At 68.3% G+C, this 22,807-nt stretch carries 23 protein-coding genes; 17 read left to right on the top strand and 6 right to left on the bottom strand.

The genetic code is table 11. The annotated features are described in order from the left end of the window. Nucleotides 1-83: 83 nt before the first annotated feature. Complete coding sequence (locus tag PMI12_RS17085) at nt 84-560, bottom strand: DoxX family protein (protein WP_272943565.1); 477 nt, start codon at nt 558-560, stop codon at nt 84-86. A 20-nt stretch (nt 561-580) separates the two neighbouring features. Continuing rightward, nucleotides 581-1,282 (bottom strand): pirin family protein, encoded by a 702-nt coding sequence (locus PMI12_RS17090; RefSeq protein ID WP_007834897.1) that lies wholly within the window; start codon nt 1,280-1,282, stop codon nt 581-583. Nucleotides 1,283-1,442: 160 nt separating this feature from the next. On the opposite strand from PMI12_RS17090, the gene PMI12_RS17095 reads away from it, so the two are divergent. From PMI12_RS17095 to PMI12_RS17125, 7 genes are all read left to right on the top strand, one after another. After that, nucleotides 1,443-2,396, top strand: a complete 954-nt coding sequence (locus PMI12_RS17095) for a LysR family transcriptional regulator (RefSeq protein ID WP_007834898.1) — start codon at nt 1,443-1,445, stop codon at nt 2,394-2,396. A 119-nt stretch (nt 2,397-2,515) separates the two neighbouring features. After that, the gene (locus PMI12_RS17100; protein WP_007834900.1) at nt 2,516-3,598 is read left to right on the top strand and encodes an NAD(P)/FAD-dependent oxidoreductase; all 1,083 of its coding nucleotides are present in this window, start codon (nt 2,516-2,518) and stop codon (nt 3,596-3,598) included. A 10-nt stretch (nt 3,599-3,608) separates the two neighbouring features. Beyond that, nucleotides 3,609-4,574 (top strand): tRNA glutamyl-Q(34) synthetase GluQRS, encoded by a 966-nt coding sequence (gene gluQRS / locus PMI12_RS17105; protein ID WP_042673623.1) that lies wholly within the window; start codon nt 3,609-3,611, stop codon nt 4,572-4,574. Beyond that, nucleotides 4,574-5,344 (top strand): tRNA (guanosine(46)-N7)-methyltransferase TrmB, encoded by a 771-nt coding sequence (gene trmB, locus PMI12_RS17110; protein ID WP_007834904.1) that lies wholly within the window; start codon nt 4,574-4,576, stop codon nt 5,342-5,344. Before gluQRS ends, trmB begins: the two co-directional genes overlap by 1 nt. A gap of 55 nt (nt 5,345-5,399) precedes the next feature. Beyond that, nucleotides 5,400-5,858, top strand: a complete 459-nt coding sequence (locus PMI12_RS17115) for a helix-turn-helix transcriptional regulator (protein ID WP_007834906.1) — start codon at nt 5,400-5,402, stop codon at nt 5,856-5,858. Nucleotides 5,859-5,883: 25 nt separating this feature from the next. After that, nucleotides 5,884-6,294 (top strand): VOC family protein, encoded by a 411-nt coding sequence (locus PMI12_RS17120; RefSeq protein ID WP_007834908.1) that lies wholly within the window; start codon nt 5,884-5,886, stop codon nt 6,292-6,294. Nucleotides 6,295-6,389: 95 nt separating this feature from the next. Continuing rightward, nucleotides 6,390-7,559, top strand: coding sequence for an ABC transporter substrate-binding protein (locus tag PMI12_RS17125; protein WP_007834910.1), 1,170 nt, complete (start codon nt 6,390-6,392; stop codon nt 7,557-7,559). Nucleotides 7,560-7,574: 15 nt separating this feature from the next. Here the strand turns inward: PMI12_RS17125 and PMI12_RS17130 are convergent, their stop codons facing one another. Further along, complete coding sequence (locus PMI12_RS17130; RefSeq protein WP_007834912.1) at nt 7,575-8,297, bottom strand: Crp/Fnr family transcriptional regulator; 723 nt, start codon at nt 8,295-8,297, stop codon at nt 7,575-7,577. Nucleotides 8,298-8,400: 103 nt separating this feature from the next. Between PMI12_RS17130 and PMI12_RS17135 the strand changes: the two genes are divergently transcribed. The 7 genes from PMI12_RS17135 (at nt 8,401) to bglX (ending at nt 16,905) form a co-directional block, all read left to right on the top strand. Continuing rightward, nucleotides 8,401-8,994, top strand: coding sequence for an HD domain-containing protein (locus tag PMI12_RS17135; RefSeq protein WP_007834914.1), 594 nt, complete (start codon nt 8,401-8,403; stop codon nt 8,992-8,994). Nucleotides 8,995-9,029: 35 nt separating this feature from the next. Beyond that, complete coding sequence (locus PMI12_RS17140; RefSeq protein ID WP_007834916.1) at nt 9,030-9,797, top strand: class II aldolase/adducin family protein; 768 nt, start codon at nt 9,030-9,032, stop codon at nt 9,795-9,797. A gap of 55 nt (nt 9,798-9,852) precedes the next feature. Continuing rightward, nucleotides 9,853-10,779 (top strand): LysR family transcriptional regulator, encoded by a 927-nt coding sequence (locus PMI12_RS17145; RefSeq protein WP_007834918.1) that lies wholly within the window; start codon nt 9,853-9,855, stop codon nt 10,777-10,779. A 77-nt stretch (nt 10,780-10,856) separates the two neighbouring features. Then, nucleotides 10,857-12,284 carry an FAD-dependent tricarballylate dehydrogenase TcuA gene (gene tcuA, locus PMI12_RS17150; protein ID WP_007834920.1) on the top strand — a complete coding sequence of 476 codons (1,428 nt, stop codon included), beginning with the start codon at nt 10,857-10,859 and terminating at the stop codon, nt 12,282-12,284. After that, nucleotides 12,268-13,500 carry a tricarballylate utilization 4Fe-4S protein TcuB gene (tcuB, locus tag PMI12_RS17155; protein WP_007834923.1) on the top strand — a complete coding sequence of 411 codons (1,233 nt, stop codon included), beginning with the start codon at nt 12,268-12,270 and terminating at the stop codon, nt 13,498-13,500. Before tcuA ends, tcuB begins: the two co-directional genes overlap by 17 nt. A 47-nt stretch (nt 13,501-13,547) precedes the next feature. Beyond that, nucleotides 13,548-14,516 (top strand): Bug family tripartite tricarboxylate transporter substrate binding protein, encoded by a 969-nt coding sequence (locus PMI12_RS17160; protein ID WP_007834925.1) that lies wholly within the window; start codon nt 13,548-13,550, stop codon nt 14,514-14,516. Nucleotides 14,517-14,601: 85 nt separating this feature from the next. After that, a complete protein-coding gene (gene bglX / locus PMI12_RS17165) occupies nt 14,602-16,905 on the top strand; it encodes a beta-glucosidase BglX (RefSeq protein WP_007834927.1) in 2,304 nt (767 codons plus the stop codon). A 42-nt stretch (nt 16,906-16,947) separates the two neighbouring features. Here the strand turns inward: bglX and PMI12_RS17170 are convergent, their stop codons facing one another. Together PMI12_RS17170 and PMI12_RS17175 are read right to left on the bottom strand one after the other, a co-directional pair. Next, a complete protein-coding gene (locus PMI12_RS17170; protein ID WP_007834929.1) occupies nt 16,948-18,243 on the bottom strand; it encodes an aspartate carbamoyltransferase in 1,296 nt (431 codons plus the stop codon). Between the two features lie 63 nt (nt 18,244-18,306). After that, the gene (locus PMI12_RS17175; protein WP_007834931.1) at nt 18,307-19,311 is read right to left on the bottom strand and encodes a LysR family transcriptional regulator; all 1,005 of its coding nucleotides are present in this window, start codon (nt 19,309-19,311) and stop codon (nt 18,307-18,309) included. A gap of 102 nt (nt 19,312-19,413) precedes the next feature. On the opposite strand from PMI12_RS17175, the gene PMI12_RS17180 reads away from it, so the two are divergent. From PMI12_RS17180 to PMI12_RS17190, 3 genes are read left to right on the top strand one after another with little or no spacing between them, the layout of a single operon-like run. Further along, nucleotides 19,414-20,643, top strand: a complete 1,230-nt coding sequence (locus PMI12_RS17180; protein ID WP_042673618.1) for a pyridoxal phosphate-dependent aminotransferase — start codon at nt 19,414-19,416, stop codon at nt 20,641-20,643. Further along, nucleotides 20,640-21,626, top strand: a complete 987-nt coding sequence (locus tag PMI12_RS17185; RefSeq protein ID WP_007834943.1) for a Bug family tripartite tricarboxylate transporter substrate binding protein — start codon at nt 20,640-20,642, stop codon at nt 21,624-21,626. The genes PMI12_RS17180 and PMI12_RS17185 overlap by 4 nt, the downstream gene beginning before the upstream one ends. Nucleotides 21,627-21,640: 14 nt before the next feature. Beyond that, a complete protein-coding gene (locus tag PMI12_RS17190) occupies nt 21,641-22,327 on the top strand; it encodes a diguanylate cyclase (protein ID WP_042673625.1) in 687 nt (228 codons plus the stop codon). Between the two features lie 88 nt (nt 22,328-22,415). On the opposite strand, the gene PMI12_RS17195 is transcribed toward PMI12_RS17190, so the two are convergent. Beyond that, the gene (locus tag PMI12_RS17195) at nt 22,416-22,766 is read right to left on the bottom strand and encodes a hypothetical protein (protein ID WP_007834947.1); all 351 of its coding nucleotides are present in this window, start codon (nt 22,764-22,766) and stop codon (nt 22,416-22,418) included. Nucleotides 22,767-22,807 lie beyond the last annotated feature (41 nt).

Here is a 22,807-nt window from a genome sequence, read left to right on the forward strand (position 1 = left end):
GGGGACATTCGCGGAGCAAGGCACCCCGTCGGCGTGAGCGCACCCCGAAACGACACGAAGTGCGCGAAGCCTCCAGGAAGAGCTTACTTTCTATCGATGCTGAACCGACCAGCGCCGAAAGCAGCGATCGCAAGCAGGCCACCGGCAATCGCGATGTTCTTGTTGAAGTTGATCTGCTGCATCATTTTCATGGCGTCGGGCGCGGACCAGTACTTGTGGAAGAACAGCGCCGTGACCACAGAGAAGATCGCCATCACGATGGCGGTCCAGCGGGTCTTGAAGCCCAGCAGCAGCGCAATGCCGAGGCCCAGTTCGATGAGGATCGCGATGGCCGCCGCTACTTCGGGTAGCGGCAGGCTGGCCGAGGTGATGTAGCCGACCGTGCCGCCGAAGCCCATGAGCTTGCCGATGCCGGCGGGAATGAACAGGTAGGCGACCAGGATGCGGCCGATCAGAGCGAGCGTGTCTTGTGTGGAATTGGTGGTGGTTGCGGTTGCCATGGTTGAAAACTCCTCGGTTGTTGAAAAAGAAAAAAGAGAAAAGAAAAGAACCGGGCGCACCACGCGCCCGGCAAGGGGGATCAGGCGGCCAGGTCGAACACCAGCACTTCGGCGTCCTTGCCGGCGCCCAGCGTCAGTTGCGATTCGCCTTGCAGCATCGCGGCGTCGCCGCCGACGAGCTTCTGGCCGTTCACTTCGAGCTCGCCGCGCACCAGGTGCACATAGCTCTTGCGCTGCGGGTCGAGCGCCAGGCCGGCCTTTTCCTCGCCGTCGAGCAGGCCGGCGTACAGGCGGGCATCGGCATGCACCGTCACCGAGCCGTCGCTGCCGTCGGGCGAGGCCACGAGGCGCAGCTTGCCGCGCTTCTCGGCGTCGGTGAACTGCTTCTGTTCGTAGCCCGGCGCAATGCCGCGCACATTCGGCTCGATCCAGATCTGCAGGAAGTGCGTGGTCTCGTCGGCCTTGTGGTTGAACTCGCTGTGCATCACGCCGCGGCCCGCGCTCATGCGCTGCACGTCGCCCGGCGGAATGCTTTCCACGTTGCCCATGCTGTCCTTGTGCGCCAGTTCGCCCGAGAGCACGTAGCTGATGATCTCCATGTCCTTGTGGCCGTGGGTGCCGAAACCGGCGCCCGCCGCCACGCGGTCTTCGTTGATCACCCGCAGGTTGCCGAAACCCATGTAGGCAGGGTCGTAGTAACCGGCGAAGGAAAAGCTGTGGAACGAGCGCAGCCAGCCATGGTCGGCATAACCGCGTTCCTGAGATTTACGGACTTGCAACATCGTCGAACTCCTTTGGCGCTGCCCCGTTGGGGTGTGCGGGCCTTTTTCGTATGCCGCGCCGGATGCGCAGCGGATGTGAAGAACTTTAGGTCCGCACCCCATTCGGAAAGACGCCCCGGTTTGATGGCACCATTCAAATAATTTGATCAATGGAGCCCCTATGCCCAGCCCCCGAGACGTGCTGACCCCCGACGCCCTCGCCATGCTCCAGACCGTGGCCGGCACCGGCAGCTTTGCTGCCGCCGCCCGCTCGCTGAACCTCGTGCCGAGCGCGTTGAGCTACCGCGTGCGCCAGATCGAGGACGCGCTCGACGTGCTGCTGTTCGACCGCAGCGCCCGCCAGGCGCGGCTGACCGAGGCCGGCGCCGAACTGCTGCGCGAGGCCGACCGGCTGCTGGCCGAGATCGATGCGGTGGCCAACCGGGTGAAGCGCGTGGCCACGGGCTGGGAGCCGATGCTGACCATCGCGGTCGACAGCGTGATCGCGCGCGACCCGCTGCTCGACCTGGCCACCGCCTTCTTCGCCCTCGAGCCGCCGACGAGGCTCAAGCTGCGCGACGAGACGCTGCTGGGCACCATCGAGGCGCTGACCACCGGCGAGGCCGACCTGGCCATCGGCGCGGTGCTCGATGCGGCGAGCCTGACGTTCACCGCCACCGGCATCCGCAGCCGGCTGATCGGCGAGCTGCGTTTCGTCTACGCCGTGGCGCCGCAACATCCGCTGGCGCGCGTGTCCGAGCCGCTGAGCGACGCGGTGATGCGGCAGCACCGCGCGGTGGCCGCAGCCGACTCGGCGCGGCACGGCCCCAGCATGACGGTGAACCTCGTGAGCGGGCAGGACGTGCTCACCGTGCCGAGCATGCAGGCCAAGATCGCGGCGCAGCTGCACGGGCTGGGCGGTGGCTTCCTGCCGGAGCCGATGGCGCGGCCGTACATCGAGGCCGGGCACCTGGTCGAGCTGAAGACGGAGCGCAAGCCGCCACTTGGAACGATGCATTGCGCATGGCGCGTGCGCAGCGCGGGCAAGCCGGGGAAGGCGCTCGAATGGTGGCTGGCGCAGTTCGAGCACGAAGGCACGCGGCGCGCGTTGCTCGATCGGCATCGGGGCCGATAAGTATTGCCGAGGATCGCGCGGCTTCGCTAAGGGTGTGCCCTCAGGCGAAGCCCCTCTCGGACCGATGTAGAGTGCAGACACATCCAACCGCATTCCCACCCAGAAGAAAAGAGTCTGCAATGAGCACTCGCGCAACTGCCAAGCCCTCCGTCCGCCACCGAACCCCAGCCACCCCGCGCCATTACGCCGTCGTCGGCGCTGGCATTGCCGGGGTGGCCTGTGCGCGAACGCTGGTGCAAGCCGGCCACAAGGTCACGCTGTTCGAACGCGAGGCCACGGCCGGCGGACGCATGGCGAGCATCGACACCGCCTTCGGCCGCTTCGACAGCGGCGCGCAGTACTTCACCGTGCGCGACCCGCGCTTTGCGCTGGCGCTGGCAAGCACGCCCGGCCTGTGCAAGCGCTGGAGCGCCAACCTCGTGCGCGTGCTCGACGCCCACGGCCGCGTAGCCGAGGCGGCCCTGCCCTCGCTCGAGCCGCACTGGGTGGCGCAGCCCGGCATGGATGCGCTGGTGGCCCATTGGGCCAAGCCGCTCGGCGACAGCCTCGTCGCCGGCACGCAGGTCACGCAGATCGAGCCCGATGCACTTGCCCCCCAGCGCTGGCAGCTGCGCACCACGGGCACCGACGACTCCCGGCACGTGTATTCGGGCTTCGACGCCGTGCTGCTCGCCGTGCCGCCTTCGCGCGCCCGCGCGCTGCTGGGCGACGGCAAGCTCTCGGCCACGCTCAGCCGCAAGATCGAACCCGTGCGCATCGCGCCCTGCTGGACGCTGATGATTGCTTACCCGCAGGCCAACCAACCCACCATGTCGCACCTTGGCCCGCAATGGAATGCGGCGCGCAGCACCCACCACCGCGTGGCATGGCTGGCGCGCGAATCCTCCAAGCCCGGCCGCGAGCCCGTCGAACGCTGGACGCTGCAGGCCAGCGCCGCGTGGTCGCAGGAACACGTGCGCGACACGCCCACGCGCGTCGAGGCCAAGCTGCTGCGCGCCTTCGCCGAGATCACCGGCGTCCATGCCACCCCCGCGCACGCCCAGGCGCTGTGCTGGAGCGAAGCGCAGACACAGGTGCCGATGGGCACCACTCACCTCTGGGACGCCAAGGCGCGCATCGGCGTGGCTGGCGACTGGTGCACCGGCCACCGCGTGGAAGACGCGTTCCTCTCCGGCCTGTCGCTCGCACTCGAAGTCATCTGACCGGGAGATGATGAGGGAGACCGGCCGCTTCGCGCCCTCGCCCACCGGCCCGCTGCATGCGGGTTCTCTGGTGGCAGCGCTGGCAAGCTGGCTCGACGTGCGCGCCCGCGGTCCGCAGGCGCGCTGGCTGGTCCGTATCGAAGACGCCGATACCGAGCGCTGCCTGCCCGGCATGGGCGAGCACATCCTCCAGCAGTTGGCCGATTGCAGCCTTCTGCCCGACGCCCCCCCCGTGTGGCAGACCCAGCGCACCGCGCGCTACGAAGCCGCACTGGCCAGGCTGCAGGCCTGCGACCTGGCCTACCCCTGCGGCTGCTCGCGCAAGGACATCAACCAGGCGCTCGCGCGCCTCGGCCTGCGGCACGAGCGCCACGGCGAGCGGGTCTATCCCGGCACCTGCCGCAACGGACTGCACGGCAAGCCGGCGCGCGCCTGGCGCTTCGCCACCGCGAAGTTCGAAGCCGACCGGCCGCCCACACCGGGCGTGCCCTGGGAGGAAGAAGACGCCGACGCCCCGGATGCCGGCAGCGAACTCTGCTGGACCGACCGCCGCCTCGGCCGCCAGTGCCAGAACGTGAGCCGCGAAGTCGGCGACTTCGTGCTGCGCCGCGCCGATGGCCCGTGGGCCTATCAGCTCGCCGTGGTGGTCGACGATGCCGAACAGGGCGTGACCGACGTGGTCCGCGGCGAGGACCTCACCGACAACACGGCGCGCCAGATCCTGCTGCAGCGCGCGCTCGGTTTTCCCACACCCAGCTACCTGCACACACCGCTGGTGCGCGGCGCCGATGGCGACAAGTTGTCGAAGCAGAACGGCGCCACCTCGATCGACACGGGCACGCCCGAAGCTGCCTTGGCCGCACTGGACAGCGCCGCGCGCGTGCTCGGCCTGCGACCCGCCACGGCCACCGGCTGCGCGGACGCCCTGGCCGGCTGGGTGCCCGAATGGTGCGCTCTCTACAATTCGCAGCCGTAATGAATTCTCCCGACACCGTGTCCAACGACCTCCCGCGCAGCGACGATGCGCCCTCTTCCGAAGGCAGCGACGACGCGGCCAAGCCGCACCCGCTGCATCGCCGCCTCAAGAGCTTCGTGAAGCGCGCCGGCCGCACCACCGACGGCCAGGCACGCGCCTTTTCCGAACTGGGACCGCTGTTCCTGCTGCCCTACAAGCCCGAACCGCTCGACCTGACTGCCGCCTTCGGCGGCCGCGCCGGCCCTACGGTGCTGGAGATCGGCTTCGGCATGGGCGAGGCCACTGCGCACATCGCCACCGTGCTGCCCGAGACCAACTTCCTCTGCTGCGAAGTGCACGAGCCCGGCGTGGGCGCGCTGCTCAAGCGCATCGGCGAGCAGTCGCTGTCGAATATCCGCATCTGCGCCCACGACGCGGTCGACGTGCTCGACCACATGCTGCAGCCCGGCACCCTGGCCGGCGTGCACGTGTTCTTCCCCGACCCGTGGCACAAGAAGCGCCACAACAAGCGCCGCCTGATCCAGCCCGAGTTCGTGACCAAGCTCGCGCGGCACCTGCGCCCTGGCGGCTACATCCATTGCGCCACCGACTGGCAGCCCTATGCCGAGCAGATGCTCGAAGTGCTGTCGGCCGAGCCGCTGCTGCGCAACACGGCCGAAGGCTACGCACCCAAGCCCGGCTACCGCCCTCTCACCAAGTTCGAGAACCGCGGCATCAAGCTGGGGCATGGCGTGTGGGACCTGGTGTTCGAGCGGGTCGCATCGACCTGAGCACGCCCCGTCAGCGGGCTTGAGCGCCCCGGTGGGGCGTGGCACGATCCCGCGGATGACCAGCAAACCCGAAGCGGCACAGCATCTGCGCGACCTCGCACGGCTGCGCCGCGTTCGCGACCGCATCGACCGGGAATACGCACAGCCGCTGGACGTCGAGGCGCTCGCCTATGGCGTGCACATGTCGGCCGGACACCTCAGCCGCCAGTTCCGGCTCGCCTACGGCGAGTCGCCCTATTCCTATCTGATGACCCGGCGCATCGAACGCGCGATGGCACTGCTGCGCCGCGGCGACCTCAACGTCACCGAGGTCTGCTTCGAGGTCGGCTGCTCGTCGCTGGGCACCTTCAGCACGCGCTTCGCCGAACTGGTCGGCGTGCCGCCCAGCACCTACCGGCGCCAAGCCGCGCATGCGGCCGCGGGAATGCCGGCGTGCGTGGCGAAACAGGTCACCAGACCGATCAGGAATCGAGAAGCGCCACTCGAAGGTCCGAATCTAGACTGGCCGGCCTGACAACACCTGGACTGGACCGAGCACCATGAACATCACCATTCACGCGAGTTTTCTCCCCCACAACGACCCCGAAGCCTCCCTGGCCTTCTACCGCGACCTCCTCGGCTTCGAGGTCCGCAACGACGTCGGATACGGGGGCATGCGCTGGATCACGGTCGGCCCCGCCGGCCAGCCCGGCACGTCCATCGTGCTGGCGCCGCCGGCCGCCTACCCCGGCATCACCGACGACGAGCGCCGCACCATCGCCGAGATGATGGCCAAGGGCACCTATGCCGCCATCCTGCTGGCCACCCCCGATCTCGAGGGCACCTTCGCACGGCTGCAGGCCAGCGACACCGAGATCGTCCAGGAGCCGACCGACCAACCGTACGGCGTTCGCGACTGCGCCGTCCGCGATCCTGCAGGCAGCCTGATCCGCATCCAGCAGCTGTCCTGAGCCGGCTCCTCGCGACCAGGAGGCCGAGCTAACCCGCCTTCCCCCTTGGCCCCGAAATTGCTACACTTTTTTACTAATGTGAAAGAAGGTGTCCAATGAACGGATCACGCAGAGAGTGGTTGGGCAAGGCATGGGGCGCGGTGATGCTGGGCAGCGGCATCGGCATTGCCCACCCCGCCATGGCGCAGTCCGCGCGCGCGGCGGCCGGCGCACCGCGTGTCGTACTGCTCGGGCAATCGGTGCCGCTCACGGGCAGTGCCAACGAGATCGGCACCGCCTTCGCCGCCGGCAGCCGCCTCGCGGTAAGCGACTTCAACGAACGCAACGCCGCCAGCGGCCTGCAGCTGAAGCTGCTGCAGCTCGACGACGGCTACGACGCGGCCCGCGCCGCCGTCAACGCGCGCACCCTGCTCACCACCCAGAAGGCCGACATGCTCTTCGGCTTCGTCGGCACGGCCAGCAGCGAGGCCGGCGCCAACGTTGCGACGCAGCAGGGCAGCCTGCTGTTCGCGCCCTTCGCGGCCTCCGACACGCTGCGCGGCGCCGACCATCCCAACGTGTTCCACGTGCGGCCCGGCATGATCGACGAGGCCCTGAAGATCGTGAAGCAGTGCGCCACCGTGGGGCAGACCCGCGTGGCGCTGGTGGGCGACGACGACGCGATGGGCCGCGCCGGCCTCGCGGCCGTCGAGCAGGCCATCAGCGAACTCAAGCTCACGCCGCTGGTCGCAACCGCGCTGGTGCCGCCGACCGGCGACAAGCTCGACGCAGCCTTGAAGACGGTGCAGCAGCAGTCGCCCCAGGCCATTGTGCTGGTGTCGCTCTCGGGCACCACGGCCAACGCCATCCGCAAGCTGCGCAAGAGCGGCTATGCGGGCAACTTCATGGCCTTCTCCATCGTCGGCATCGACCCGCTCTACGCCACGCTCGGCAAGGACATCGGCGGCATCGTGATCTCCCAGGTGGTGCCCTCGCCGCGGCCATCGGCCATTCCCATCGTCAAGGAATACCTTGCGGCCGTCGACAACTCCGACCAGACCGCGTCGTACGAAGGCCTCGAAGGCTTCATCGCGGCCAAGGCGGCCGGCGAGGCCGTGCGCCGCGCGGGCCGCGGCTTCAACACGGCGAGCCTGCTGCGCGTGATGTCCGGCATGACCGACTACGACGTGGGCGGCTTCCGCATCAACCTGCGCCCGGGCCTGCGCGACAGCGTGCGCAGCATCGACCTCATCAGCATCTCCGCCGACGGCCGCGTATTGCGCTGACGCCGGCGCACGGGCTCAACCCGTGCTCACCAGCGCCTGCAGCGCATCGATCGACCGCAGCTCGATGCGCCCGTAGCCCAGTGCGACGACGCCCTCGCCTGCCAGCGCATTGAGCTCCTTCGACAGCGTCTGCCGCGTCACGCCCAGCATCATGGCAAGCGCCTCCTGCGGCAGCTGCAGTTGGTGCCGCAGGTGCACCGATTGCGTGGCATCGCCGCGCGCCAGCACCAGCAGCCGGTGCGCCACGCGGGCGCGCAGGCTGCGCAGCATGGCGTCTTCCGTCAGGCCGTAGAGCATGCGCACGCGTGCCGCCAGCATCGCGGCGATGGCGTTGGAGAAGACCACGTCGCGCATCAGCTGCACGAAAGCCGCGGGCGGCACCGCGAGCAGGTCGAGCGCTTCCAGCGCGGTGGCGTCGTGCGTGCGCGGCGAGCCGTCGATCAGCGTGATCTCGCCAAACCAGTTGCCGGGCTCCAGCACGGCGAGGATGGCCTCGCGCCCGTCCTGCCGCAGAGACGAGATCTTGATGGTGCCGGCCACCAGCCCATAGAAGCCGCCGCCAGCCGCGTGAATGGGATCGCCCTGGCGAAACACCATCGCGCCGCGCCGTGCATGGATGAGCTCGGCCGCGCCGAGCAGCGCCTCCCGCTGCGCGCGCGGAATGCTGGTGAACCATGGATTGCCCTCGAGGGCACCGCGATGCGCGGCAGAGAGGCGGGGTTTGGACGAAGCGGCCATGCGGGCGGGGGTTTACCAGAACCCCGCATTGTCAAATTCTTGACAGTTCCGCGTCAAGCGCAGGCATACAGTGACCGGCACCCACAAGAACGGAGACCTCACGATGAGCAACGCACGCGCAAGTTTCAGGAGCATGCAGGAAAGCACGCGCGAAGACTGGCAACTGATCGGCGGCGAGTTCATGCAGTTCGCGGGCGGCCTGCCCGCACGCGTGATCAAGCACCTGCAGATCCTCGAAGGCGACTACGGCGGCTTTCCGGTCGACCGCTACACGCACTCGCTGCAGACCGCCACCCGCGCGCTGCGCGACGGCCGCGACGAGGAGTACGTGGTGTGCGCGCTGCTGCACGACATCGGCGACACGCTCGGCAGCTTCAACCACCCCGACATCGCCGCCGCCATCCTCAAGCCCTTCGTGAGCGAAGCCAACCACTGGATGGTGCAGCACCACGGCATCTTCCAGGGCCACTACTTCTTCCATCACATCGGGCTGGACCGCGACATGCGCGACAACTTCAAGGACCATCCGCACTACGAGCGCACGGCCGAGTTCTGCGCGCTCTACGACAACCCCGCTTTCGACCCCAAGGCCGAGACCCTGCCGATCGGGGAATTCGAACCCATGCTGCGCCGCCTGATGGCACAGCCGAAGCAAAGCATCTACAAGGCGGCCTTGCAAGAGCCGGCTGCGGCCTGATGCCGAACTCCATAACCACCAAAGGACACCACGCCATGAACGCCACCACCCAACCCGAAATCCAGAAGCTCGTCTCCGCCGAGGAGTGGCAACTGCGCGTCGACCTTGCCGCCTGCTATCGCCTCGTGGCGCTGTACGGCTGGAGCGACCTGGTGTTCACGCACATCAGCGCACGCATCCCCGGCCCGGAGCACCACTTCCTGATCAACCCCTACGGCCTGATGTTCGACGAGATCACCGCGTCGAGCCTGGTGAAGGTCGACCAGCAGTGCAACAAGATCATCGACTCGCCCTACCCCGTGAACCCGGCCGGCTTCGTGATCCACAGCGCCGTGCATGCCGCGCGCGAAGACATCCAGTGCGTGCTGCACACCCACACCAAGGCCGGCATTGCCGTCAGCGCGCAGAAAAACGGCGTGCTGCCCATCAGCCAGCAGTCGACCTTCGTGCTGGCCTCGCTGGCCTACCACGACTACGAAGGCGTGGCCTTCCGCGACGACGAGAAGCCGCGCCTGCAGGCCGACATGGGGAGCGCCAACTTCCTCATGCTGCGCAACCACGGCCTGCTCACCTGCGGCAAGACCATCGCCGACGCCTTCCTCTCGATGTACACCTTCGAGAACACCTGCCAGATCCAGATTGCGGCGCAGTCGGGCGGCAGTGAACTCACGCAGGTGAACCCCAAGATCGTCGAGGGCGTGGGCCAGGCAATGAAGGTGCAGACCGGCGGCATGGGCGGCCAGTTCGTCTGGCCTTCGCTGATCCGCAAGCTCGACCGCATCGACGACAGCTACAAACAATAAGACGCGCGCCGCCCGCTGTTTTCGCGGCCGACGGCGCCTGCGCGATGATCGGGCGATGGAACTCCGGCAACTGCGCTACTTCGTCAAGGTCTGCGAGCTTCGCAGCATGGGCCGCGCGGCCGTGGAGTTGGGGGTGGTCACCTCGGCGCTGAGCCAGCAGATCAGCCGGCTCGAAAGCGAACTCTCGACGCGGCTGCTGCGCCGCCATTCGACCGGCGTCATGCCCACCGACGCGGGCCTGGCCTTCCTGCACCAGGCGCAGCTCACGTTGCGCCACGCCGACGACGCCGTGCGCGCCGCCCAGCAGGCGCGCCTGTCGGGCCATGTGAGCGTGGGCCTGGCTCCCACCACCGCCACCGTGCTGGGTGTGCCGCTGATGCAGGCCATGCAGGCGCGTTACCCCGAAGTGCGCCTGCACATGGTCGAGGCGCTGTCAGGTCACCTCACGACGATGCTGCACGCGCGCCAGCTCGACCTGGCCGTGCTGTTCCAGACCGACACGCCGCGGCGCTGGAGCGTGGCGCCGCTGCTGGCCGAAAAGCTCTTCGTGATCGCCTCGCCCACGCTGTCACCGCGCCCCACCGGTGCGAAGGTGCGGCTGTCGCAGCTGGCCGAAGTGCCGCTGATCCTGCCCAGCGGCAGCCACGGCCTGCGAGCCACGCTGATGGCCGCCTTTGCGCGGGCACGCGTGGCGCCGCGCATCGTGGCCGAGGTCGATGGCCTGGCATTGCTGATGGACGCGGTGCGCGCCGGCCACGGTGCGACCATCCAGCCCGGCGCCGCCACGGCGCGGCACGACCGCGACGATCTCGTGCTCACGCAGATTTCCGACGCGCACGTGGGCCGGCGCAACCTGCTCGTGAGCCTGTCGGACGACGAGCTCTCGCCCGCCGCGCTGGCCGCGCGCGTGGTGGTGGCCGAGACCGCGCGCACGCTGGTGCGCGAAGGCCGCTGGGCCGGCGCAAGTCTTCTCGATCACTGAACACCTGTTGCTTCTTTTGGCCTTTCGCGTGAAGGCTTCACTCCCTAAAGTCTCCTGCATTCCAAGGAAACCCACGAGTGATAGACGTACTGGTTGTCGGTGGCGGCAACGCTGCGCTGTGCGCCGCGCTGATGGCGCGCGAGGCCGGCGCTTCGGTGCTGCTGCTGGAGGCTTCGCCCAAAGAATGGCGTGGCGGCAATTCGCAGCACACCCGCAACCTGCGCTGCATGCACGACGCGCCGCAGGATGTGCTGGTCGATGCCTACCCTGAAGAGGAGTACTGGCAAGACCTGCTGAAAGTGACGGGAGGCCTCACCGACGAGCACCTCGCGCGGCTGGTGATCCGCGCCTCGTCGAACTGCCGCGACTGGATGCGCAGCCACGGCGTGCACTTCCAGCCGCCGCTGTCGGGCGCGCTGCACGTGGCGCGCACCAATGCCTTCTTCATGGGCGGCGGCAAGGCGCTCGTCAACGCCTACTACCGCAGCGCCGAAAGGCTGGGCGTGCAGATCCGCTACGACTCGCCCGTGGCCTCGGTCGAACTCGACGGCGACCGCTTCGTTGCCGTGCACACCGAAGCCGGCGGGCGCATCGCGGCAAAAAGCTGCGTGCTGGCCTCGGGCGGTTTCGAGTCGAACCGCGAGTGGCTGCGCGAAGCGTGGGGCCGAAACGAACGCGGCGAATGGCCGGCCGACAACTTCCTGATCCGCGGCACGCGCTTCAACCAGGGCGTGCTGCTCAAGCACATGATCGATGCGGGCGCCGACAGCATCGGCGATCCGTCGCAGGGCCACATGGTGGCCATCGACGCGCGCGCACCGCTGTACGACGGCGGCATCTGCACGCGCATCGACTGCGTGTCGCTCGGCGTGGTGGTCAACCGCGACGCGCAGCGCTTCTACGACGAGGGCGAAGACTTCTGGCCCAAGCGCTACGCGATCTGGGGCCGGCTCGTGGCCCAGCAGCCGGGGCAGATCGCCTGGTCGGTCATCGATCAGCAAGCGGTCGGGCGCTTCATGCCGCCGGTGTTCCCCGGCACGCAAGCCAACACGCTCGGCGAACTCGCGCAGAAGCTCGGCCTGGACGAAGCCGCCTTCGTTCGCACCGTGCAGGACTACAACGCCGCCTGCCGCGTCGGCCGCTTCGACCACACGGCGCTGGACGATTGCCACACCGAAGGCCTCGCGCCCGCCAAGACGCACTGGGCGCGGCCGATCGACACCGCGCCCTTCTACGGCTACCCCCTGCGCCCCGGCATCACCTTCACGTATCTCGGCCTGAAGGTGGACGAGGCCGCCGCCGTGCGCTTCGGCGGCCGGCCGAGCCCCAACCTCTTCGTGGCCGGCGAAATGATGGCCGGCAACGTGCTGGGCAAGGGCTACACGGCCGGCGTGGGCATGAGCATCGGCACGGCCTTCGGGCGCATCGCCGGCACGCAAGCGGCGAACGCAGCAAAGAACGTCTCAAAGCAATCTCCGGAGGCCGCCCTTGCAGCAGCTCACTGACCTCGTCGCGCGCGCCCGTGCCGATGCCGACGGCATCGGCGGCAATCCCACGTCGCGCGTGATCCCGATCCAGCCCGCCCTGCCGCTGACCGCGCCTGAAGGCGAGGTCGCACGCATCCTGCAGATCTGCAACGCCTGCCGCTACTGCGAAGGCTTCTGTGCCGTGTTCCCCGCGATGACGCGACGGCTCGAATTCGGCAAGGCCGATACGCATTACCTCGCAAACCTCTGCCACAACTGCGGTTCGTGCCTGCATGCCTGCCAGTACGCACCGCCGCACGAGTTCGCGGTGAACGTGCCACAAGCGATGGCGCAAGTGCGCCTGCAGACCTACCACGACTACGCATGGCCGCCCGTGATGGGCGCGCTCTACAAAAAGGCCGGGCTCACCGTCGCGCTCGCACTGGCGGGCGGGCTCGCGCTGTTCCTCGTGCTGGCCGTGGCGATGTCGGGCGCGCTGCTGCACGAACCGCTTGCGGGCAACTTCTACGCGATCTTTCCGCACAACTTCCTCGCCCTGGTGTTCGGCGCGGTGTTCCTGTTCGTGATGTTCGCGCTGGCGATGGGCACGCGCCGCTTCTGGCGCGAGGTGTCGCCCGCGAACGATCCAGGCAACGCCCCCGACCTGCCGGGCGTGCGCCGCGCGGCCGGCGCCGAAGCCGCGCACGACGCGCTGCGCCTGAAGTACCTCGACGGCGGCCACGGGGAGGGATGCAACAACGACGACGACCGCTTCACCCTCTGGCGTCGGCGCTTCCATCACTTCACCTTCTACGGCTTCATGCTGTGCTTCGCCTCGACCTGCGTGGCGACGCTCTATCACTACCTGTTCGACCTGCACGCGCCCTACGCGCTCACGAGCCTGCCGGTGCTGCTGGGCGCTGCAGGCGGCATCGGCCTCGCGATCGGTCCCGTCGGTCTGCTCCGGCTGAACCTGCGTCGCCACGCCGCGCACGGCGACGCGGCGCAGCGGCCGATGGACCGCGGCTTCATCGCGCTGCTGCTGCTCACCAGCCTCACCGGCCTGGCGCTGCTGGCCTGGCGCGACACCCGCTTCATGGCGCTGCTGCTCGCGGTGCACCTGGGCGTGGTGATGGCGCTCTTTCTCACGCTGCCCTACGGCAAGTTCGCGCACGGCATCTTCCGCTGCGCGGCGCTGCTGAAGTTCGCCATCGAGAAGCGCCTGCCGAGCCGGCTGCGGCTGGGCGCGGACTGAATGCGCGAGACCCTTCACCTCCACAACAACACCGAGACCTCAAGACCATGAACCGACACACCTTCCTTCGCACCACCATCGCCGCACTGATGCTCGCCAGCGGCGCGGCATCCGCCGCCGAATGGCCGACGAAACCCATCACGCTCGTCGTCCCCTTCGTGGCCGGGGGCACCACCGACATCGTCGCGCGCACCATCGGCCAGAAGCTCTCCGAATCGCTCAAGCAGCCGGTGATCGTCGACAACCGCGGCGGGGCAGGCGGCACCGTGGGCGCGACCATCGCGTCGAAGGCGCCGGCCGATGGCTACACGCTGTTCCTCGCCACCATCGCACACGCGATCGCGCCGGGCCTCTACAAGAAGCTCGCCTATGACTTCCAGCGCGACTTCGATCCCGTCGCGCTCGCGGCTTCCACGCCCAACGTGCTGATCGTCAACGAGAAGGTGCCTGCACGGACGGTGGCCGAACTCGTCGCGTACATCAAGGCCAACCCCGGCAAGGTCAACTTCGGCTCGGCCGGCAACGGCAGCACCGAGCACATCTCGGGCGAACTGTTCCGCTCGATGACGAAGACCGACATCGTGCACGTGCCCTACAAGGGCGGCGCGCCGATGATGGCCGACCTGATGGGCGGGCAGATCCAGATGGCCATCGAGACCAGCCCCTCGGCCTCGCCGCACATCAAGGCCGGCAAGGTGCACGCGCTGGCCGTGACCACGAAGGCGCGCTCGCCCGCCTATCCTGGTGTGCCGACGCTCGACGAAGCCGGCCTCAAGGGCTACGACATGACGACATGGTTCGCGCTCATGGCGCCGCACGGCACGCCGCCCGAGATCGTGCAGCGCCTGAACACCGAACTCGCCCGCGCGGTGCAACAGCCCGATGTGATCAAACGTTTCGAGGAACAGGGTGTAACGGCCGGGAACATGAAACCCACGGAACTGGCCAACTTCATCGGCACCGAGACGACCAAGTGGGTCAAAGTGGCGAAGGAAGCCGGCGCCACCGCCGAATAGGCGGGCCGGCTCGGACAAGCCCCTACGGCCAGGGCGGAAACCCGCTGGCCGGGGCCGGCGTGCATTGTCTGCAGAATAGAGGGCCATGCACGTTCGAAAAGCCGCGGTTCCCGCCCTCGTTTTCCTCCTTTCCGCACTCTCCTTCCCCGCCCTGCTTCCTCCCGCCACTGCGGCGTCCGTTTCCAAGGACCTTCAACCCTCCCGCTCGCCCGACGCCGCCGAGGCCCGCATCGAATCGCTCATCGCCCGCATGACGGTGCAGGAGAAGGCCGGCCAGCTGAGCCTCTACGGCCCGGCCGATATCGACACCCCCAACAACCCGCAGGCCGGCTCGCGCAACGTGCAGCAGGAAACCGCCGACGTGCGCGCCGGCCGCCTCACCGGCCTGTTCAACAACGCGGGCCTCGAAGGCAAGCGGCGGCTGCAGCAGATGGCGGTGAACGAGTCGCGCCTGGGCATTCCGCTGATCTTCGGTGCGGACGTGATCCACGGCTTTCGCACCATGTTCCCGATGCCGCTGGCCGAGGCGTCGAGCTGGGAGCCCGCGCTCGCCGAGCGCACCGCGCGCGCCGCGGCGATCGAAGCCACGGCCGACGGCTTCCGCTGGACCTTCGCGCCGATGGTCGACGTCGCGCGCGACGCGCGCTGGGGCCGCGGCCTCGAAGGCGCGGGCGAAGACGCGTACCTCTCCAGGCAGTTCGCCGCCGCGCGCGTGCGCGGCTTCCAGGGCCCCGACCTCTCGCGGCCCGACGCCATGCTGGCCACGCCCAAGCACTTCGCGGCCTATGGCGCGGCCGAGGGCGGACTCGACTACAGCGTGAGCGACATCTCCGAGCGCACGCTGCGCGAGGTGTACCTGCCGCCCTTCCGCGCGGCGCTGGACGCGGGCGCGCTGTCGATCATGAGCGCCTTCAACGAGATCGGCGGCGTGCCCTCCACCGCCAATCCCGCGCTGCTCACGGGCGTGCTGCGCGACGAGTGGAAGTTCAAGGGCTTCGTGGTGTCCGACTACACGGCCGACGAGGAACTGGTGGAGCACGGCTACGCCGCCAACCCGCGCGAAGCGGCCAGGCAGGCCTTCATGGCCGGCACCGACGTGAGCATGCAGAGCGGCCTGTACGCGCGCTACCTGCCCGACCTGGTAGCGTCGGGCGAAGTGCCGATGGCGCGGCTCGACGACGCGGTGCGGCGCGTGCTGCGCGTAAAGCAGAAGCTCGGCCTGTTCGACGACCCCATGCGCGGCCTCGACGGCCCGCCTGCCGCGCAACGCACAGAGAACCCCGAGTTCATCGCGCTGGCCCGCGAGAGCGCGCGCCGCTCCATCGTGATGCTGAAGAACGAGCGCGCACTGCTGCCGCTGTCCAAGGCCGGCACGAAGATCGCGCTGATCGGCCCCTTCGCCGAGGGCACTGTCGACCTGATGGGCGCCTGGAGCCTGTCCCCGGGCCAGTCGGCGCCGGTGGGCGTCGACCAGGGCCTGCGCGCGGCACTGGGGGCCGATTCGTCGGTGAACGTCGTGCGCGGCTCGGGCATCGAGTCGGCGTTGCCCGGTGGCATCGACGCCGCGGTGGCCGCCGCGCGCGATGCGGACGTGGTGCTGCTGGCCATCGGCGAGAGCCAGAAGATGTCGGGCGAGGCGCGCTCGCGCGCCGACATCGGCCTGCCGCAGGCGCAGCAGGACCTGGCCGAAGCCGTGGCCGCCACCGGCAAGCCGGTGGTCGTGCTGCTGAGCAACGGCCGCGCGATGGCGCTCAAGGGTGCGGTGCGCGACGCGCGCGCCATCCTCGTCACGTGGTTCCTGGGCGTGCAGACCGGCAACGCCATCGCCGACGTGGTGTTCGGCGACTTCAATCCGTCGGGCCGCCTGCCCGTGAGCTTTCCGCAGACGGCAGGACAGGTGCCCTACTACTACGGCCACAAGCGCACCGGCCGCCCCTCGCCCGAGAACGCACCGGGCACGGCCTTCAGGACCCGCTACCTGGACGCGACCAACGAGGCGCTCTACCCCTTCGGCTTCGGCATCGGCTATGCACCGGTGCACTACGACGGCGTGGAGCTGAGTTCGGAGCGCCTGCCGCTGTCGGGCACGCTGCGCGTGCGCGCCACCGTCAGCAACACCGGCCAGCGCGAGGCCGAGGAAGTGGTGCAGCTCTACATCGCCCAGCGCGCCGCCAGCGTGACCCGGCCCGTGCGCGAGCTCAAGGAATTCCGCAAGGTCGACATTGCGCCCGGCGCATCGACGGTCGTCGAGTTCGCGCTCACGGCCAACGACCTGGCGTTCGTCGGCCGCGACATGAAGCCGGCCGTGGAGCCCGGCGATTTCGATCTCTGGGTGGGGCCTTCGGCTGCGGGCGGCATTCGCAAGCAGTTCGCTCTCACGCGGGAATGAAGCCGTCGACGCCCGTCAGGGGTGGTGTGTCGTGCGGCAGTTTCAGTCGAGCCCGTGGAACACGCTGTCGTCCGGCCCGATGTGCGAGGGCGGCGTCCAGGCGGCGTCGCGCATCGAGCGGCTCACGAGCTTTTCCACGCCCAGCAGCGTGGCGAAGATCGCCATGCGCACGGGAATGCCGTTGTCGGTCTGGCGGAAGATGGCCAGGCGCGGGTCGTTGTTCAGGTCGACGCTGAGGTCGTGCGAACCCGGGCGGCCGTCGCGCGGCAGCGGGTGCATCACGACCACCTCGGGCCTGCAGGCCGATTCGACGAGTGCGCGGTTGATCTCGAAGGCGTTGTCGAAGCCCTCCAGCACTTCGTCGTGCGCGAAGCGCTCCTTCTGGATGCGCGTGGCGTAGATGATGTCGGCGCCGGCCAGCGCCTGCGCCGGCGCGGCCGCGGTCTCGACCACGTGGCCGTTGCGGCTCACGGCGTCCACGATTTCCGCCGGCATGGCGAGCGAGGGCGGCGAGATGAGCGTGAACTTCAGCCCCTTGTACAGCGCGAGCAGCTTGATGAGCGAGTGCACGGTGCGCCCGTATTTCAGGTCGCCGACCATGGCGATGTGCGCACCGTCCACCAGCTTCCCCAGGCGCGAGAACTCGCGCTGGATGGTGTACAGGTCGAGCAGTGCCTGGCTCGGATGCTCGCCCGGTCCGTCGCCACCGTTGATGACCGGCACGTTGGTGGCGCGCGCGAATTCGGCGACCGAGCCCTGCTCCGGATGCCGCACCACGATGGCGTCGACATAGCCGCTGATCACTCGGCTGGTGTCGTAGATCGATTCGCCCTTGGCCATCGACGAGAAGGTGAAGCCGGTGGTGTCGCACACCGAGCCGCCCAGCCGGCAAAACGCCGCGCCGAAGCTCACACGCGTGCGCGTGCTGGCCTCGAAGAAAAGATTGGCCAGCACGGCGCCTTCGAGCACGCGGCTGACCTTGCGCCGCCGCGCGATGGGCTGCATGACGTCGGCCAGCTGGAACAGTTCGTCGATGGCGTCGCGGTTGAACTGGTTGACAGAGAGCAGGTGGTGCGAGCCTTCAATGGCAAGCGACCTTCGCAAGGCGCTTTCATATGCGCTTTGCGTATATTCTGCGCGACGCCCATCCGAAGCCAGGATTTCGCTCACGAAGCGCCGGGCCACTTCGGGCATGGCCCGGAATTCATTGGACTCGTCGGGTAGCAGCCAGGCGTCGAGCGCCCGTCTGCGGCTGCCGATGCGCTCTGCGAAAGCATCGCGCGTCATGTTGAGTTGACGCATCGCGTCGCGGAGGAGCACCTGTTGCGGCATGTTCATGGGCCACAAGCATATACTCAATGCGTATATTTTCAAAGCCCAAAGAAGCGCCTGCCGTTTGGGCTACCTCCGGGTCTTCCTCGCGGGCTTCTTCGCCACCTGGCGCTGCGAGCGCTGCCGCAGCGTCGAACCCGAACCGCGCGGCGGGTTCGCCGGCGCCACGTCGTGCTGGCTCGCCCTCGAAGTGAAATCGCATGTCTTCACCGCCAGCTCGACGATGCGCGCCAGCGCGGGACTGGCGTTGTCGCGCCGGTAGACCGCGCTGTAGACCAGCGGCGGCGGCATCGGGTCGCTCCTGACGACGCGCAGCAGGCCGCTCCTGATGTCCGGGCGCACGTAATCGAGCGCCTGCTGGCTGATACCGAAGCCGCTGATCGTCAATTCGCGCAGGACAGTCGTGCTGTTCGTCAGCAGCACCTTGCCGAAGCGGAAGCCATGCTCTGCGCGCCAGGCCTCGTAGAACCTGTTCTTCGAGGCACCGGCTGGCTGCTCGATCACCGGATAGTCGGCGAATTCATGCGGCTTCAGCGCCCGCTGTGGAATGCCCAGCCTCGGGCTCGCGATCCAGGCCTGGTCGACCTGCCCCACCTTGACCGACTCGAAGGCCTGTCCCCAGAAGGTGCCGGGCATGATGGACAGGTCGAGCTTGTTGGCCTCCAGCCGGTCGAAGAGCGTCAGTCCCGCATCGACCACCGGCTCGAGCGTCACCTCGGGATGCAGCTTCTGCAGCAGCTGAATCAGCCGCGTGAGCCAGGTCATCGCGATCAGCTCCGTCACGCCCACCCGGAAGGTGCCGCGCAGTGTCTTGTCGAGGCTGATGTCGTGCTCGATGCGTTGCCACAGGCGCAGGGCCTCTTCCGCGAGCGGCAGCAGCTCGCGGCCGGAGTGGGCCAGCTCCAGGCCGTGCGAGGTGCGGTGCAGCAAGGGGCCACCCAGCGAATCCTCCAGCTCGGCCAGCCGCTTGGAGATGGCCGACTGCGTGGTGTGCAGCTTCACCGCCGCGGCGCTGAAGCTCTGGAGCTTGGCGCTGAAGAGAAAGGCCTCCAGCTGCTTGAAGGTGAAGTTCATGCCTGCGGAATGTACGCCCGCGACCCGCCAGGAAAAAAAGGAATACCGCGACGGTCCGATTTCTCGTTTGCCCCCCGGCGGGAGCACTTTGATACTGCGTGCATGCTTCACATCGCACCACGCCTGAATCGAATCAAGCCCTCTCCCAGCTCCATGGCCGGCCAGAGGGCGCGCGAGCTGCGCGCGATGGGCCGGGACATCCTCGGCCTCACCGCGGGCGAGCCCGACTTCGAGACGCCCGGCCACGTCAAGGACGCCGCCATCCGCGCCATGTCGGACGGCCAGACGCGCTACACCGACGTGGGCGGCACGCCAGCGCTGAAGGAAGCCATCGCGGGCAAGTTCCTGACCGAGAACGGGCTGGCCTACACGCCGGGCGAGATCATCGTCGGCACCGGCGCCAAGCAGGTGATCTTCAACGCGCTCATGTGCACGGTCGCGGCGGGCGACGAAGTCATCGTGCCGGCGCCCTACTGGGTGTCCTACCCCGACATCGCCCTGCTGGCCGGCGGAGTTCCGGTCTTCGTCGATTGCCCGGCGGCCGCGGGCTTCAAGCTCCAGCCCGCCGACCTCGAGCGCGCCATCACCCCCAGGACGCGCTGGCTGATGCTCAACTCGCCGAACAACCCGAGCGGGGCAACCTACACGCGCGTCGAGCTCCAGGCGCTGGCGGAGGTGCTGCGGCGCCACCCCCATGTCTGGATACTGACGGACGACATCTACGAGCACCTGATCTACGGCGGCGTCGAATTCGCCACCATGGCCGAGGCGGCGCCCGACCTCAAGGACCGCACGCTGACCGTGAACGGCGTGTCCAAGGCCTACGCGATGACGGGCTGGCGCATCGGCTACGGCGCAGGCCCCTCGGCGCTCGTCAAGGCGATGGTCAAGCTCCAGTCGCAAAGCACTTCCGGCCCGAACTCGATCGCGCAGGCGGCAGCCGTCGCGGCGCTCACGGGGCCGCAGGACACCATCGCCAGCAACCGGCACGAATACGAAACGCGGCGCGACATGGTGGTCGCCGCGCTCAATGCCATCGACGGCATCCGCTGCGAGGTGCCCGACGGTGCGTTCTACGTCTTCGCCTCGTGCAGCGCTCTCTTCGGCCTTCGCACCGGCAAGGGCACGGTGATCGACAGCAGCGACGACTGGGTGATGCACCTGCTCGATTCGCAGGACCTTGCCGCCCTGCAAGGCAGCGCCTACGGGGTGCCCACGCATTTCCGCATCTCCTTCGCCGCCAGCACCGAACAACTGCTGGAAGGCTGCCGACGCATCGCGCGGGCACGCGACGAACTCTCGGGCCAAGCCATCAACCAGGAACCGCAATGAAACTCCGCACCCTTCTGAAGCTGCTGCCGGCCCTTGCCATCGGCACCGCCTGGCTCGGCACCACCCAGGCATGGGCCGCCGATGCCTTTCCGTCGAAGCCGATCAAGGTCCTCGTGGGCTTCTCGCCCGGCGGGTCCAACGACATGGTGGCGCGCCTGATCGGACCGAAGCTGGCCGAAGGCCTCGGGCAGCAGGTGCTGATCGACAACCGGCCGGGCGCCGGCGGCAACATCGCCGCGTCGGCGATGCTTGCGGCGCCTGCCGACGGGCACACGCTGCTGATGTGCACCACAGGTACGCTGTCGATCCAGCCGCATGTGCTCAAGAGCATGCCCTTCGACTCCGAGAAGGACATCGTTCCGGTCACGCAGGTGGTCAATGCGCCCTACATGCTGCTGGTCAACTCGAATCTGCCGGTGAAGAGCGTGAAGGAACTCATCGCCTACGCCAGGCAGAAGCCCGGCGAGATCAACTTCGCCTCCTCGGGCACGGCAACGGGCGGACACCTTGCGGGCGAGATGCTGAAGAGCCGCGCGGGCATCGACATCGTCCACGTGGCCTACAAGGGCACCGGCCAGGCGATGACGGACCTCATCGCGGGCCAGGTCTCGATGATCTTCGACCAGCCCGTGAGCTCGATGCAGTACGCCCGCTCGGGCAAGCTGCGCGCGCTGGCGGTGGCCAGCCCGCGCCGGCTACCGGCCTTTCCGGACATCCCGACCGTGGCGGAAGCCGGCGTTCCCGACTTCGACCCCGTGACCTGGGCCGGCATCTGCGCTGCGAAGAACACGCCGCCGGCCGTGGTCGAACGCATCCAGCGCGAAGTCGCCAAGGTGCTCGCGATGCCCGAGATCGCCAAGCGGCTTATCGCCGACGGGCTGGAGCCCGTGGGAAGCACGCCAGAGCAGTTCCGTGCCTTCCTGGCTGCGGACAAGCGCAAGTGGGGCCGCGTGGTGAAGGACGCCGACATCAAGGCCGAATGAACGGAATCGAGAACATGAGCCAGCTTCCAGACATCGTCCGCGACTTCGAGCGCGTCTCCTCCGACCTGATTCGCCAGGCCTCGGCCTTCCAGCCCGCCATCCTCGCCGACGTGGCCGGCCGCCGGGGCGCCCTGCACGGCCGCATCCAGGCCTTGCGCCATCGGATGAAACTGGTGGGCAGCGCGCTCACGGTGGAAGTGCGGCCCGGCGACAACCTGATGATCCATGCCGCCATCGCGCTCGCGAAGCCCGGTGACGTGCTGGTGATCGACGGCAAGGGCGACCAGAGCGCCGCCCTCATGGGCACGATCATGATGAACGCCTGCCGCCAGGTCGGCATCGCCGGCGTGGTGATCGACGGCGCGGTGCGCGACAGCGTGGAAATCGACGAAATGGGCTTTCCGGTGTTCTCGGTCGGCACCAATCCCAACGGGCCGACCAAGCTGGCCTCGGGGCGCATCGGGCATCCGGTGTCGGTGGGCGGCGTGGCGGTACGCCCCGGTGACCTCGTCATCGGCGATGCGGATGGCGTGGTCGTCGTCGAGCGGGAGAAGGTGGAGACGCTTCTTCAGGCGGCGGCGAAGAAGGTCGAGGACGAGGCTGCGCGCATCGAGGCCATCAAGAATGGCAACACGGCTGCCAAATGGCTGAACTCCGCGCTGCGCAACGCGGGCGTTCTCAAGGAAAACGAGACCCTCTAGGGTCGGGCGTCATCAGCTGGTGACGCGGACACGAAGCGAATACGAAGAAAAGGCCCGAAGGCCCGTTCTTCATGCTTGCCGGTTCGGCTTACAGGCCTGCCTGGCGCGTGAACGACACGCTGGGCTTCTTGTAGGCTTGCGGCACTTCGTCGCGGTAGAACGCGCGGCGATCGAGGCTGGCGAGCGGGTCGTGAGCCTTGGCAACGGCTTCGGCTTGCACGGTCGCACGGTCGGCGGTCGACGTGAAGGCCTGTGCGCCAGCGCTGGAGGCATCGGCGTACTCGTTGCCGGCGCGTGCGGCGGCAGCGGCCTGCGGTGCGACTTCGGCGCGGGTGACAGAAGAGTTCACGACGTGCACGCCGTCGTAGGTTTCTGCATGGGCTCCGGCAGCGGCCAGGAGCGAGAGAGCAGCAGCAGCGAGGATCTTCGAGGCATTCATTTCAATCTCCTTCAGGTGGTTGGTTGGTGAGGAGAAGTTTG

This window comes from Variovorax sp. CF313 (genome assembly GCF_000282635.1).
GTDB lineage: Bacteria > Pseudomonadota > Gammaproteobacteria > Burkholderiales > Burkholderiaceae_C > Variovorax.